The 12,931-nt window shown below is 69.7% G+C and carries 9 protein-coding genes and 1 pseudogene; 7 read left to right on the forward strand and 3 right to left on the reverse strand.

Going from position 1 to position 12,931, the window contains the following annotated elements; genetic code table 11:
* Positions 1 to 27: 27 nt before the first annotated feature.
* The 3 genes from QQK49_RS07395 to QQK49_RS07405 all read right to left on the reverse strand — a co-directional run bounded on the left by QQK49_RS07395 (position 28) and on the right by QQK49_RS07405 (position 3,985).
* A complete protein-coding gene (locus QQK49_RS07395; RefSeq protein WP_284303378.1) occupies positions 28 to 1,722 on the reverse strand; it encodes a branched-chain amino acid ABC transporter permease in 1,695 nt (564 codons plus the stop codon).
* Positions 1,719 to 2,666, reverse strand: a complete 948-nt coding sequence (locus tag QQK49_RS07400) for a branched-chain amino acid ABC transporter permease (RefSeq protein ID WP_284303379.1) — start codon at positions 2,664 to 2,666, stop codon at positions 1,719 to 1,721. Before QQK49_RS07400 ends, QQK49_RS07395 begins: the two co-directional genes overlap by 4 nt.
* 83 nt (positions 2,667 to 2,749) lie before the next feature.
* On the reverse strand, positions 2,750 to 3,985 hold the full coding sequence (locus QQK49_RS07405) for a branched-chain amino acid ABC transporter substrate-binding protein (RefSeq protein WP_284303380.1): 1,236 nt from the start codon (positions 3,983 to 3,985) through the stop codon (positions 2,750 to 2,752).
* Positions 3,986 to 4,337: 352 nt separating this feature from the next.
* Between QQK49_RS07405 and uvrC the strand changes: the two are divergent.
* From uvrC to tpiA, 7 genes and pseudogenes are all read left to right on the forward strand, one after another.
* Positions 4,338 to 6,469 (forward strand): annotated as a pseudogene (gene uvrC, locus QQK49_RS07410) (excinuclease ABC subunit UvrC).
* Positions 6,466 to 7,392 carry an RNase adapter RapZ gene (rapZ, locus tag QQK49_RS07415; RefSeq protein WP_284303381.1) on the forward strand — a complete coding sequence of 309 codons (927 nt, stop codon included), beginning with the start codon at positions 6,466 to 6,468 and terminating at the stop codon, positions 7,390 to 7,392. The pseudogene uvrC and the gene rapZ overlap by 4 nt, the downstream one beginning before the upstream one ends.
* Positions 7,389 to 8,324, forward strand: a complete 936-nt coding sequence (locus QQK49_RS07420; RefSeq protein ID WP_284303382.1) for a gluconeogenesis factor YvcK family protein — start codon at positions 7,389 to 7,391, stop codon at positions 8,322 to 8,324. The genes rapZ and QQK49_RS07420 overlap by 4 nt, the downstream gene beginning before the upstream one ends.
* A 58-nt stretch (positions 8,325 to 8,382) precedes the next feature.
* Positions 8,383 to 9,363 carry a DNA-binding protein WhiA gene (gene whiA / locus QQK49_RS07425; protein WP_284303383.1) on the forward strand — a complete coding sequence of 327 codons (981 nt, stop codon included), beginning with the start codon at positions 8,383 to 8,385 and terminating at the stop codon, positions 9,361 to 9,363.
* A 328-nt stretch (positions 9,364 to 9,691) separates the two neighbouring features.
* Positions 9,692 to 10,693, forward strand: a complete 1,002-nt coding sequence (gene gap, locus QQK49_RS07430) for a type I glyceraldehyde-3-phosphate dehydrogenase (RefSeq protein ID WP_284303384.1) — start codon at positions 9,692 to 9,694, stop codon at positions 10,691 to 10,693.
* A 115-nt stretch (positions 10,694 to 10,808) separates the two neighbouring features.
* Positions 10,809 to 12,017, forward strand: a complete 1,209-nt coding sequence (locus tag QQK49_RS07435; protein ID WP_284303386.1) for a phosphoglycerate kinase — start codon at positions 10,809 to 10,811, stop codon at positions 12,015 to 12,017.
* Positions 12,018 to 12,058: 41 nt separating this feature from the next.
* Entirely contained in the window at positions 12,059 to 12,841 is a 783-nt protein-coding gene (tpiA, locus tag QQK49_RS07440; RefSeq protein WP_284303387.1) for a triose-phosphate isomerase, read from the forward strand.
* Positions 12,842 to 12,931: the final 90 nt, after the last annotated feature.

Raw genomic sequence — 12,931 nt, forward strand, 5'->3', positions numbered from 1 at the left:
CTGCGGCTGCGGGCATGGCTGCGGTGCTCACTTGACCTCCTCGATGTGGACTTCCTGGACCTTCTCGGCGAGCGCGTCGTCCTCTTCGTGGAACTCGAGCTTGCGCCGCTGGCTCGCGATGAGGCCCTCGGGCCGGAACCGCATCATCAGGACCAGGAGCAGTCCGAACAGCAGCAGCCGGTACTCCGAGAAGAACCGCAGCTTCTCGGGCAGGAGCTTGAGGATGACCGCGCCGACGATGACGCCGCCGACGGTGCCCATGCCGCCGAGGACGACGGCGGCGAGCAGGAAGGCGGACTCGAGGAATTGATAGCTGTCCGGGGTGACCGCGACATCGTGGTGGGCCTTGACGGTGCCCGCGAGGCCGGCGAGGAAGGCGCCGCCGGCGAAGGCCAGCAGCTTGAGGCCGAAGACGTTGACGCCCATGGCCTCCGCGGCCTTCTCGTCCTCGCGGATGGCGATCCAGCCGCGACCGATCCGGCTGGCGTTCATCCGCATGAAGACCAGGATGATGAACGCCATGAGGATGAGCAGGAGGAAGTAGTAGTTGGCGAAGCGCGTGATCTCGATCCCGAAGAAGTGGTGTGACTCACCGAAGTCGAAGCCGAGCAGGTGGAGCTCGGGGATGTCCGGGATGCCGTTCGAACCCCGGGTGAGGTTGGGACCGTTGTTGCCGTCGAGGTTGAACATCGTCAGGCGGAAGATCTCACCGAACGCCAGGGTCACGATGGCGAGGTAGTCCCCGGAGACCCGCAACGTGGGCGACCCGATGATGAGGCCGAGGATCGAGGAGAAGATCGCACCGATCAGGGCGGTGACGATGAACGGCGGCTCCCAGTCGATCGTCGCGAACGCCGAACCGGACAAGATGGCTCCGACGTAGGCGCCGGCGCCGAGGAAGGCGATGTAGCCGAGGTCGAGCAGGCCGGCGAGGCCGACGACGATGTTCAGACCGACCGCGGTCGCCGCGAAGATCAGCACGTTGGTGGCGATCGACATGTTGGCGTCGGAGCCGTCCTGGGTCAGCGGGAACGCGAACGCGGCGGCGAACGCCGCGAGCATGAGGACCCGGCTGTGCTTGGTGGCGAGGATGCCGAGCCAGGTGAACAGGCCGGCCCCGGCGAGGACCCCCATGACGACACCCACGTGGATGACGAGCATGACGAAACGGGCGGCGTCGGTGATGCCCAGGGCGTAGGCCGCGAGCAGCATGAACCCACCGACGAACACGACGAGGATCAGCACCTCCATCCAGGAGGGCAGCCGCACGTGGATGAGTTCCTTGTCGGCGTAGGACTCCCGGATCGAGGACCCGAGGGTGACGATCAGCGCGCCGGCGAGGGCCACCCAGGCGCCGGGCTCGGCGTTCACGAGACCGCCCGCCTGCACGGTGATGATGATGAGCACGCCGGCCATGAAGATGGCCGTGCCGATGCCGAGGGCGCGCAGTGCCTTGCCCTCGGTGGCGTACGGCTCGAACCGGCGCAGCGGCGGGACGACGGACAGCGAGAGCAGCGCCAGACCGCCGAGGCCGAGGGACAGGACCGCCCACTGGCTCGGGGCGGGGTTGAACCAGAGCGTGAGGTCGCCGAGGACGTCGGGGTCGTAGCACCACGACATGAACGGCGCCACGACGAGGAGCAGCAGGCCGAGCGCGAGCACCGGGACCGCCCGGTTCGCGAAACGCCCGCCGAACAGCGGGATCGACAGTGCGGAACTCATGCGCGGTCCACCACCCTTGCTCCGAGGAGGCCCTGGGGCCGGAAGACGAGCACGAGGATGAGCAGGGAGAACGCCGCGATGTCCTTCCACGAACCACCGAAGACCATCGCGGCGAAACTCTCGACGATGCCGAGGGTGAGGCCACCGACGATGGCGCCCGGCACGTTGCCGATACCGCCGAGGACGGCCGCGGTGAACGCCTTGAGACCGGCCATGAACCCCATGCGGAAGTCGATGTTGTTGTTCTGCAGACCCTGGGCCACACCCGCGACGGCGGCGAGGAAGGCGCCCATGGCGAAGGCGATGACGATGATCCGGTCGACGTTGATGCCCATGAGCCGCGCGGTGTCGGGGTCCTGGGAGACGGCCTGCATCGCGCGACCCGACCGGGTGCGCGTGATGAACCACCACAGCGACAGACCGCAGATGATGAGGCAGCTGATCGTGAAGATCGCCGGGCGCTGCACCTGCAGCCCGAGCATCGGGATCGGTGCGCCCGTGACGCCCTCGATGGCCGGGAAGGGGATGCGGGACTTGGCGTCGGGGAACCCGGGGATGTCGCCGTAGAAGAGCCGGATGAACTCCTGGAGGAACACCGAGATGCCGATGGCGGTGATGAGCGGGGCCAGACGGGGTGCGTTGCGCAACGGCCGGTAGGCCACCCGTTCCATGATGATCGCCGTCAGGACGGACGCGGCCATGGCGCCGAGGATCATGACCGGCAGGATCCAGATCGAGGTCGAGCCCTTGAACAGCAGGAAGTACGTGGACAGCGCACCGAAGGCGCCGATCATGAACACCTCGCCGTGGGCGAAGTTGATGAGCTGCACGATGCCGTAGACGACGGTGTAGCCGACGGCGATCAGTGCGTAGAGCGATCCGAGGCTGAGCCCCAGGATCAGCTGCTGTGGTGCCGCAGCGAGGAACTGTGAGATGGCGTCCACCGGACTCCTTCAGTGTCGGGCGCACCCGTCCGGCTCAGGACGATGATCGATCGTCCTGAGCCGGATGGGAACGAAGTAGCCGGTCAGCCCTGCAGTTCGCCGGTCTTGGCGACTGCCCAGGCGCCGTCCTTGACGGTGTACACGGTGAGGATGCGGGTCTTGCTGTCGCCGTACTCGTCGAACGCGACCTGGCCGGTCACGCCCTCGAGGTCGACCTTGCCGATGGCGTCGACGGTGGCCTGACGGGCGGCCTCGGCGCTCTCGGCGTCCTTGAGGGAGGTCTTGAGGCCCTCGATGATGGCGTTGGCCGCGTCGTAGGCGTAGGCGCCGTAGGCACCCGGCTCCTGGTCGTACTTCTGGGCCGAGTAACCGTCGGTGAACTCCTTGCCCTTGGCGAGGGTGTCGAGCGGCGCGCCGACGGAGGTCGTCATGTCGCCGGTCGAGGTGCCGCCGGCCAGTTCGACGTACTTGGGGTTGTACAGGCCGTCACCGCCGACGAGCGGCACGTTGAGGCCACCGGCCTTCATCTGCTGCGAGAGCGGGCCACCCTGGGGGTACTCGCCGCCGTAGTAGACCGCCTGCGGCTTCTTGCCGGAGATCGCCGCGAGGACGTTCTGGTAGTTGGCGTCGTCGGGGTTGATCGTCTCGGCCGCGACGACCGTGCCGCCCTTGGCGGTGAACTCCTTGGTGAAGGCGTCGACGAGGCCCTGACCGTAGGTCTTCTTGTCGTGGACGGTGGCGACCGTCTTGATGCCCTGCTCGAGGAGGTACTGGGCCGCGAACGGGCCCTGGACGTCGTCGGTGGTGCAGGTGCGGAAGTAGTTCTTGTACGTGCGCTTGGGGCTGTCCGCGAACTCCGCACCCCGGGTGAGCGAGGGGTTGGTGTTGGCCGGGGACACCATCACGATGTTCGCGGGGGCGAGGACCGGCTGGACGTTCTGGGCGGTGCTCGAGTTGAGCGTGCCGACCACACCGACGACGTCGGAGTCCCCGGCGAGGGCCGTGGCGGCGTTCTTGGCGGTCTCGGGCTTGGCCTCGTCGTCCTTGGCCTCGACCTCGAGGGTCCAACCCGGGATCGCACCGGAGTCGTTGGCCTGCTTGACGGCCAGCTCCACGGAGTGCTGGATGCCGAGGCCCATGGCGGACAGGTCGCCGGACAGCGGGGCGATGACGCCGATCTTGGCGGTCTTGTTGCCGGCCCCTCCGCCGGTCTGGCCGGAGCCGCCGCCGGTGTTGTCGCCGCGGCTGCCGCAGGCGGAGAGGGCCAGGGTGGTGGCGAGGACGGTGACACCGAGTCGGAATGCAGTGCGTGAGGGCATGAAACGCCTCCAGGTCGAGGATCGAGTTTGGTCCGCGAGGCAGGCGCCGGCGCCTCACGCACCCGGTGAAGCTGGGTGCGTGGAATGTACGAGTGGGTGATGCGCGCCGCACCGAGGGCGCGGCACCTGTGACCTATTCGTGACCTGGCTCGGGATACAACGACCGCTCGACCGAAGAGGGGCGCCGTTCGGCGCAGTGCCCCGACGGGCCTCGGACGGGCGTGATCGGCCCGATCTCGCCACGTCGGAGGGTCTCCGGCGCACCCCTGGGGAGCCCCTCCAGCGCCTCCGGCGACGGTGCCTCCGGCGCACCCGGCGGGGCCTGTCGGTGGCGGCCTCTAGGCTGACGGACGTGGCTGATCCGTCGACCTACCGTCCCCGCCCGGGGGAGATCCCGACCGACCCCGGGGTGTACCGGTTCCTCGATCGCGAGGGGCGCGTCGTGTACGTCGGCAAGGCCAAGTCGCTGCGGTCCCGGTTGTCCTCCTACTTCCAGGACGTGGCCGCGCTCCACCCGCGTACCCGCACGATGGTCTTCACCGCCACCCGGGTCGAGTGGACCGTGGTGGCCAACGAGGTCGAGGCGCTGCAACTGGAGTACAGCTGGATCAAGGAGTTCGATCCGCGGTTCAACATCAAGTACCGCGACGACAAGTCCTATCCCTATCTGGCCGTCACCATGGGGGACCGGTATCCCCGGGCGCAGGTCATGCGGGGGACCAAGCGCGCGGGCACCCGGTACTTCGGGCCGTACACCCACGCCTGGGCCATCCGCGAGACCCTCGACCTCCTGCTGCGCGTGTTCCCCCTGCGCACCTGCAGCGCCGGGGTGTTCAAGCGGGCGGGGCAGGTGGGGCGGCCCTGCCTGCTCGGGTACATCGACAAGTGTTCGGCCCCCTGCGTCGGGCGGGTCGACGAGGAGGAGCACCGGGCGATCGCCGAGGACTTCTGCGCCTTCATGGCCGGCGACACCGGCCGGTTCGTCACCCGCATCGAACGTCAGATGAAGGCAGCGGCCGCCGACCTCGACTTCGAACGGGCCGCGCGGCTGCGCGACGACCTCGGAGCCCTCCGCAAGGCCCTCGAACGCTCGGCGGTCGTCCTGCCCGACGCGACGGACGCCGACGTCTTCGCGCTCGTCGGCGACGAACTCGAGGCGGCGGTCCAGGTGTTCCACGTCCGCGGGGGACGGGTCCGGGGCCAGCGCGGCTGGATCCTCGAACGCTCCCAAGGGCTCGACGACACCGACGAGGCGCTGCTGGAGCAGCTGCTGGCCCAGTTGTACGGCGAGGGGGCGAGATCGTGCCCCGCGAGGTCCTGGTGTCCGTGGCCCCGCGCGAGGTCGACGTGTTCGCGCAGTGGCTGACCACGCGACGCGGGTCCGCCGTCGACGTGCGCATCCCGCGGCGTGGCGACAAGCGGGCGCTCATGGAGACGGTGACCCGCAATGCGACCCAGGCGCTCGGCCGGCACAAGGTGGCCCGAGCGGGCGATCTCACCGCCCGCAGCAAGGCGCTCGAGGAACTGCAGGAGTTCCTCGACCTCGACGAGGCGCCGCTGCGCATCGAGTGCTACGACGTCTCCCACGTGCAGGGCACCAACGTCGTCGCCTCGATGGTGGTGTTCGAGGACGGGCTGCCGCGCAAGAGCGAGTACCGGCGGTTCATCGCCCGCGGTGAGGGCACCGGCACCGACGGCCGGCTGCGGGGCGCCGACGGCGCGGCGCTGCACGACGCCGCGGCCATGGCCGAGGTGTTGCGTCGACGGTTCCGCCGACTTCGGACGACCGAGTCCGAACGGGCCGAGCAGGCCGAATCCACCCAACCCTCCGAACGGAGCGCGCAGGCCGGGCGGAGCGGGCAGATCGAGCCGGGGGAGGACCAGGGCACGCCGGCAGGGATCGATCCCGAGACGGGCCGACCCAAGCGCTTCGCGTACGCGCCGCAACTGGTCGTCGTCGACGGTGGGCTGCCCCAGGTGGAGGCGGCGGCCGACGTGCTGACCGACCTCGGCTTCACCGACGTCGCGGTCGTCGGCCTGGCCAAACGGCTGGAGGAGGTCTGGGTGCCGGGGGAGGCGTTCCCCGTGGTCCTGCCGCGCACGAGCGAGGGTCTGTTCCTGTTGCAGCGGTTGCGCGACGAGGCCCACCGGTTCGCCATCACCTTCCACCGCCAGCGCCGGTCCAAGGCGATGACGGCGAGCGAGCTCGACGCCGTCCCCGGCCTGGGTCCCTCCCGGCGCGCCGCCCTGCTCGCCCGGTTCGGGTCGGTCAAGAAGATCCGGCAGGCGTCGATGGAGGAGATCCGGGAGGTCCAGGGCATCGGACCGGCACTCGCCGAGACGATCGTCACCCGCCTCGGCGCGAACGCGCCTGCTCCGGCGGTCGACATGCTCACCGGCGAGGTGTTGGAGGCGGCCCCGACAAGGCACGATGGTGCAGGTGCACAGCCGGACGCCCCGCCCCCAGCGCAGGAGAGGCCATGACTGAACCAGACCAGCCCGACCACCCCGACACCCCCGCCGCGACGGGAGGCACCCTGGGGCAGGACGGCGCAGCGGAGCTCATCATCCTCACCGGCATGAGCGGTGCCGGTCGCAGCACGGCCGTGCACGCCATGGAGGACCTCGGGTGGTACGTCGTGGACAACCTGCCGCCGCGGATGCTGCCGCACCTGGCCGACCTCGCGCGGGTGAGTGATGAGGTGACGCGACTCGCCGCGGTCGTCGACGTGCGCACCCGGGGGTTCTTCACCGACTTCACCGAGGCGCTGACCACGCTGCGCGAGCAGGGGCACAGCCCGCGGGTCGTGTTCGTGGACGCCAGTGACGAGTCGCTCGTGCGCCGGTTCGAGAGCGTGCGTCGGCCGCACCCGTTGCAGGGCGACGGGCGGCTGCTCGACGGCATCCAGGAGGAGCGCCGGCGCCTGGCGGACCTGCGTTCCCAGGCCGACCTGCTCGTCGACACCAGCGGCATCAACGTGCACCAGTTGACCGCCAAGGTGCGTCAGATGCTGGGCGGGACGGCGTCGGCGCGGTTGCGCATCGCCATCGTCTCCTTCGGGTTCAAGTACGGCGTGCCGCTCGATGCCGACACGGTGTTCGACATGCGGTTCCTGCCCAATCCGTACTGGATCCCCGAGCTGCGGGGTCACACCGGCATGGAGGAGGCCGTGGCCGACTACGTGTTCGCGCAGCCCGAGGCGGGGGAGTTCATCGAGCGCGCCGTCGATCTCATGGAGCCGATGCTCGCCGGCTACCTCAAGGAGGGGCGGCGCTACATCACCGTCGCGGTCGGCTGCACCGGCGGCAAGCACCGCTCGGTCGCGGTGGCCGAGCGGCTCGCGACGGCGTTGCGCACCCCCGTCATCGCGACGTTGCTGTTCCACCGCGACCTGGGGCGCGAATGAGGCGTCACGTCGTCGCGTTCGGAGGTGGTCACGGGCTGGCCGCGTCGCTGTCGGCCCTGCGTCTCGTCACCGAGCACGTCACCGCCATCGTCACGGTGGCCGACGACGGCGGGTCCAGCGGGCGGCTGCGTCGTGAGTACGACGTGCTCCCACCCGGTGACCTGCGCATGGCCCTCGCGGCGCTGTGCGACGACTCCGAGTGGGGTCACCTGTGGCGCGACGTCCTGCAGCACCGGTTCGGTGGCGGGGGCGAGCTCGCCGGGCACGCGCTCGGCAACCTGCTCATCGTCGGCCTGTGGGATCTGCTCGGAGACACCGTCGGTGGCCTCGACCTCGTCGGTCGTCTGCTGGGGGCGCGGGGTCGGGTGCTGCCCATGGCCGCGGTGCCGCTGACCATCACCGCCGAGGTGGAGGGCGTCGATGCGGCGTTCCCCGACGCCGTCACGCACGTGCAGGGGCAGGCCGCGGTCGCCACCACGCCGGGCCGTGTCCTCTCGGTACGGCTCGACCCGTCCGAGCCGCCGGCCTCGCCCGAGGCGCTGACGGCGGTCGCCGAGGCCGACTGGGTCGTCCTCGGACCGGGCTCCTGGTACACCTCCGTCATGCCGCACCTGCTGGTGCCGCAGCTCGAGCAGGCGCTGCGCGACACCCCCGCCCTGCGCATCCTCACGCTCAACCTCGAGATGCACACCTCCGAGACCCAGGGGTACTCGGCGGTGCAGCACCTCGAATCCCTGCGGGCGCACGCGCCGGACGTCAACATCGACGTGGTGCTGGCCGATCCGCAGGTGGTCGACGACCACGACGACCTGAGCATGCACGCCCGCAGGCTCGGCGCCGAGTTGGTCGTCCTCCCGGTGGCGCGGCCCGACGATCCGGGCAAGCACGACCCGCTGCGACTGGCCGCCGCGTACCGAGACATCATCGGCTGACCAGCGACGACGTTGTCCTTGAACGGAGTTCGAGCGGGCGGATGGCAGGATGTCCCGCATGGCGATGACCGCGAAGGTGAAGGACGAGCTCTCCCGCTTCGTCGTGACCAAGCCCTGCTGCCGCAAGGCCGAGGTGTCGACGATGCTGCGCTTCGCGGGCGGATTGCACATCGTCAGCGGGCGCATCGTGGTCGAGGCCGAGTCGGACACCGCCTCCGCGGCGCGCCGTCTGCGCAAGCACATCGCCGAGGTCTACGGCCACGACAGCGAGTTGCTCGTCGTCGCCGCCGGGGGTCTGCGGCGCAGCAGCCGCTATGTGGTCAGGGTCGTCGAGGACGGGGACGGTCTGGCCCGGCAGACGGGGTTGGTCGACCTGCGGGGCCGACCGGTGCGGGGGCTCCCGCCGCGGGTCGTCAACGGACCGGCCTGCGACGCCGAGGCGGCCTGGCGTGGTGCGTTCCTCGCGCACGGGTCGCTCACCGAGCCGGGACGGTCCTCCTCGATGGAGATCACGTGCCCCGGGCCGGAGGCGGCGTTGGCGCTCGTGGGCGCCGCCCGCCGTCTCGACCTGCCGGTCAAGGCCCGTGAGGTGCGCGGCGTCGACCGGGTCGTCATCCGCGACGGCGACGCGATCGGGGCGATGCTGACCCGCATGGGCGCGCACGACGCGGTGTTGACCTGGGAGGAACGCCGGGTCCGCAAGGAGGTGCGCGCCACCGCCAACCGGCTCGCCAACTTCGACGACGCGAATCTGCGGCGGTCGGCGCGCGCGGCGGTCGCGGCCGGGGCGCGTGTGGAGCGGGCCTTGGAGATCCTCGGCGAGGACGTGCCCGACCACCTGCGCACCGCGGGGGAGTTGCGGCTCGAGCACAAGCAGGCGAGCCTCGAAGAACTCGGCGCGCTGGCCGATCCGCCGATGACCAAGGACGCCGTCGCCGGGCGCATCAGACGTCTGCTGGCCCTGGCCGACAAGGTGGCCGCCGACCGCGGTGTCGCCGGCACCGAGGCCAACCTCAGCGAGGACATGCTCGAGGGCTGAGCGCCCTCGGGACCTCGGTCCCGACCGGCCCGAACCGGACCGGACGGACACATCGACAGGTCACGGGCACGTCCTGCTCCGCCGTTCGCCGAAAAACCTCTCGCGACGTGGATCCCCGACCCCCCACGAGTGGATCGACCAGCGGGTATCCCCTAGGGTCGAAGTGTCGTACGAAGGCGTGCGAACCACGCGGCCCACGCCATCGACAGCGGCTCCGGCACGTCGACGCCACCGGTGTCGTCCACCGGCCTCGCCGCCGTCGTCGTTCACGCAGTGACGGGCCGTGGGTGTACGCCGTACTCATCACATCCGAAGGAAAGGCCTCATCGTGACCGTTCGTGTAGGTATCAACGGCTTCGGCCGTATCGGCCGCAACTTCTTCCGTGCCGTCGTGGCGTCGGGAGCGGACATCGAGGTCGTCGCCGTCAACGACCTGATGGACAACAAGACGCTGGCGCACCTGCTGAAGTACGACTCGATCCTCGGTCGTTTCGACGGCGACGTGACGTTCGACGACACCTCCATCACCGCGGGCGGCAAGACCTTCCGCGTGTTCGAGGAGAAGGACCCGGCCGCGATCGACTGGAAGGGTGTCGGCGCCGACATCATCGTCGAGTCCACGGGCTTCTTCACCGACGCCACCAAGGCCAAGGCCCACATCGACGGTGGCGCCAAGAAGGTCATCATCTCGGCGCCGGCCAAGAACGAGGACCTCACGGTCGTCATGGGCGTCAACGACGACCTGTACGACGGCAGCCAGACGATCATCTCCAACGCCTCCTGCACGACCAACTGCCTCGCGCCGATGGCGAAGGCCCTCAACGACGACCTCGGCATCGTCAAGGGCCTCATGACGACCATCCACGCGTACACCCAGGACCAGAACCTGCAGGACGCCCCGCACAAGGACCTGCGTCGCGCCCGCGCCGCCGCCCTCAACATCGTGCCGACGAGCACCGGCGCCGCCAAGGCCGTCGCGCTCGTGCTGCCCGAGCTCAAGGGCAAGCTGGACGGCTACGCGCTGCGCGTGCCGGTGCCCACGGGCTCGGCCACCGACCTCACCTTCGAGGCCGGCCGTGAGACCTCCGTCGAGGAGGTCAACGCGATCGTCAAGAAGGCCGCCGAGGGTCCGATGAAGGGCAAGCTCGTCTACACCGAGGACCCGATCGTGTCCAAGGACATCGAGACCGACCCGGCCTCCTGCGTCTTCGACGCCGGCCTGACCAAGGTCATCGGCAACCAGGTCAAGGTCGTCGGCTGGTACGACAACGAGTGGGGTTACTCCAACCGCCTCGTCGACCTGTGCACGCTGGTCGGCAGCAAGCTCTGATCCCACGCATGCTCACCCCGACGCCGGGCGCCCGGAACTCCCGGTCGCCCGGCGTCGGCGTTGCTGCGGCGTCCCGCAGCGCCGATGGACACGTCCGTAGTCAAAGGAGCAGTCAATGAAGACGATCGACGATCTCACCTCGCAGGACCTCAAGGGCACGCGCGTCCTGGTGCGCAGCGACCTCAACGTGCCGCTCGACGACGCCCGCACCATCACCGACGACGGTCGCGTCCGCGCCTCGGTGCCCACCATCAAGTCCCTGAGCGACGCCGGCGCCAAGGTGATCGTGGTCGCACACCTCGGCCGTCCGAAGGGCGCGCCGGAGGACAAGTACTCGCTGCGGCCCGTCGTGGCCCGGCTCTCGGAGCTGCTCGGCAAGGAGGTGGCGTTCGCCGAGGACACGGTGGGGGAGTCCGCGACCGCAGTGGTCGAGGGATTGGGCGACGGCGACGTCGCGCTGCTGGAGAACCTCCGGTTCAACCCCGGTGAGACGAGCAAGGACGAGAACGAGCGCGGTGAGTTCGCCGACAAGCTGGCCGCGTTCGCCGACGCGTTCGTCTCCGACGGTTTCGGTGTCGTGCACCGCAAGCAGGCGTCGGTGTACGACGTCGCGACCCGGCTCCCGCACTACGCCGGCGGTCTGGTCGGCTCCGAGGTCGAGGTGCTCAAGCGCCTGACCGAGGACCCGCAGCGCCCCTACGCCGTCGTCCTCGGTGGCGCCAAGGTCGCCGACAAGCTCGCCGTCATCGAGAACCTCATGCAGACGGCCGACCGGCTACTCATCGGCGGTGGCATGGCCTACACGTTCCTCAAGGCGCAGGGCCACGAGGTCGGTTCGAGCCTGCTGGACGCCGAGAAGGTCGAGACCTGCAAGGGATTCCTGGAGTCGGCCAAGGAGCGCGGCGTCGAGATCGTGCTCCCGGTCGACACCGTCATCGCGCCGGAGTTCTCCGCCGACGTCGAGACGAGCGTCGTTCCTGTCTCTGAGATCCCGGCCGACCAGATGGGCCTCGACATCGGCCCGGAGTCCCAAGCGCTGTTCGCCGAGAAGCTCGCGGACTGCAAGACGGTGTTCTGGAACGGCCCGATGGGCGCCTTCGAGATGGCCCCGTACGCGGCCGGCACCAAGGCCGTGGCCCAGGCGCTCGTCGACGTGACCTCGGGCGGCGGCCTGACCGTCGTCGGCGGTGGCGACTCCGCCGCGGCCGTGCGTCAGCTCGGGTTCTCCGACGACCGGTTCGGCCACATCAGCACCGGTGGCGGCGCGAGCCTGGAGTACCTGGAGGGCAAGACCCTGCCCGGCATCCAGATCCTCGCCGACTGACCGCCCACCCCACCCTTTCGACCACGAGGACAGGAAGACCGATGACGTCACGTACCCCGCTCATGGCGGGCAACTGGAAGATGAACCTCGACCACCTGCAGGCCACGCAGCTGGTCCAGAAGCTCGACTGGAGCCTCAAGGACGCCGAGCACGACTACGCCGCGGTCGAGGTGGCCGTCCTGCCGCCGTTCACCGCCCTGCGCACCGTGCAGACGCTCGTGGACGGCGACAAGCTCTCGATCCGCTACGGCGCGCAGGACCTCTCCCCGGAGGACGAGGGCGCCTACACCGGGGACGTCTCCGGCGCGTTCCTCGCCAAGCTGGGCTGCACGTACGTCGCGGTCGGTCACAGCGAACGACGTGAGGGCCACGGCGAGAGCGACGAGCTGCTCAACCGCAAGGTGCAGGCCGCCTACCGCCACGGCATCACGCCGATCCTGTGCTGCGGCGAAGGCATCGACGTGCGCAAGGAGGGCAAGCAGGTCGAGCACGTGCTGGCCCAGATCGAGGCCGACCTCGTCGGCATCCCGGTCGAGCAGGTCACGAGCATCGTCATCGCCTACGAGCCCATCTGGGCCATCGGCACCGGCGAGGTCGCCACCCCCGATGACGCGCAGGAGGTCTGCGGCGCGATCCGCGGCAAGCTCGCCGAGCTGTACGACCAGGCGACCGCCGACGGCATCCGCATCCTCTACGGCGGCTCGGTCAAGTCCTCCAACGTCGCCGAGATCATGTCGCAGACCGACGTGGACGGCGCCCTGGTCGGCGGTGCCTCGCTCAAGCCTGAGGAGTTCGCCAAGATCTGCGGGTTCCAGTCCGCCTGATCCTCGGCGGTCCTCCCGGACCCATCGACGGACCGCCCGGTCCGACACGGCGCGAATCGCCCTGTCGGGCCGGGCGTTCCGTTGCCACGG

This window comes from Mobilicoccus caccae, assembly GCF_030161635.1.
In the GTDB taxonomy this organism is placed as follows: Bacteria; Actinomycetota; Actinomycetes; order Actinomycetales; family Dermatophilaceae; genus Mobilicoccus; species Mobilicoccus caccae.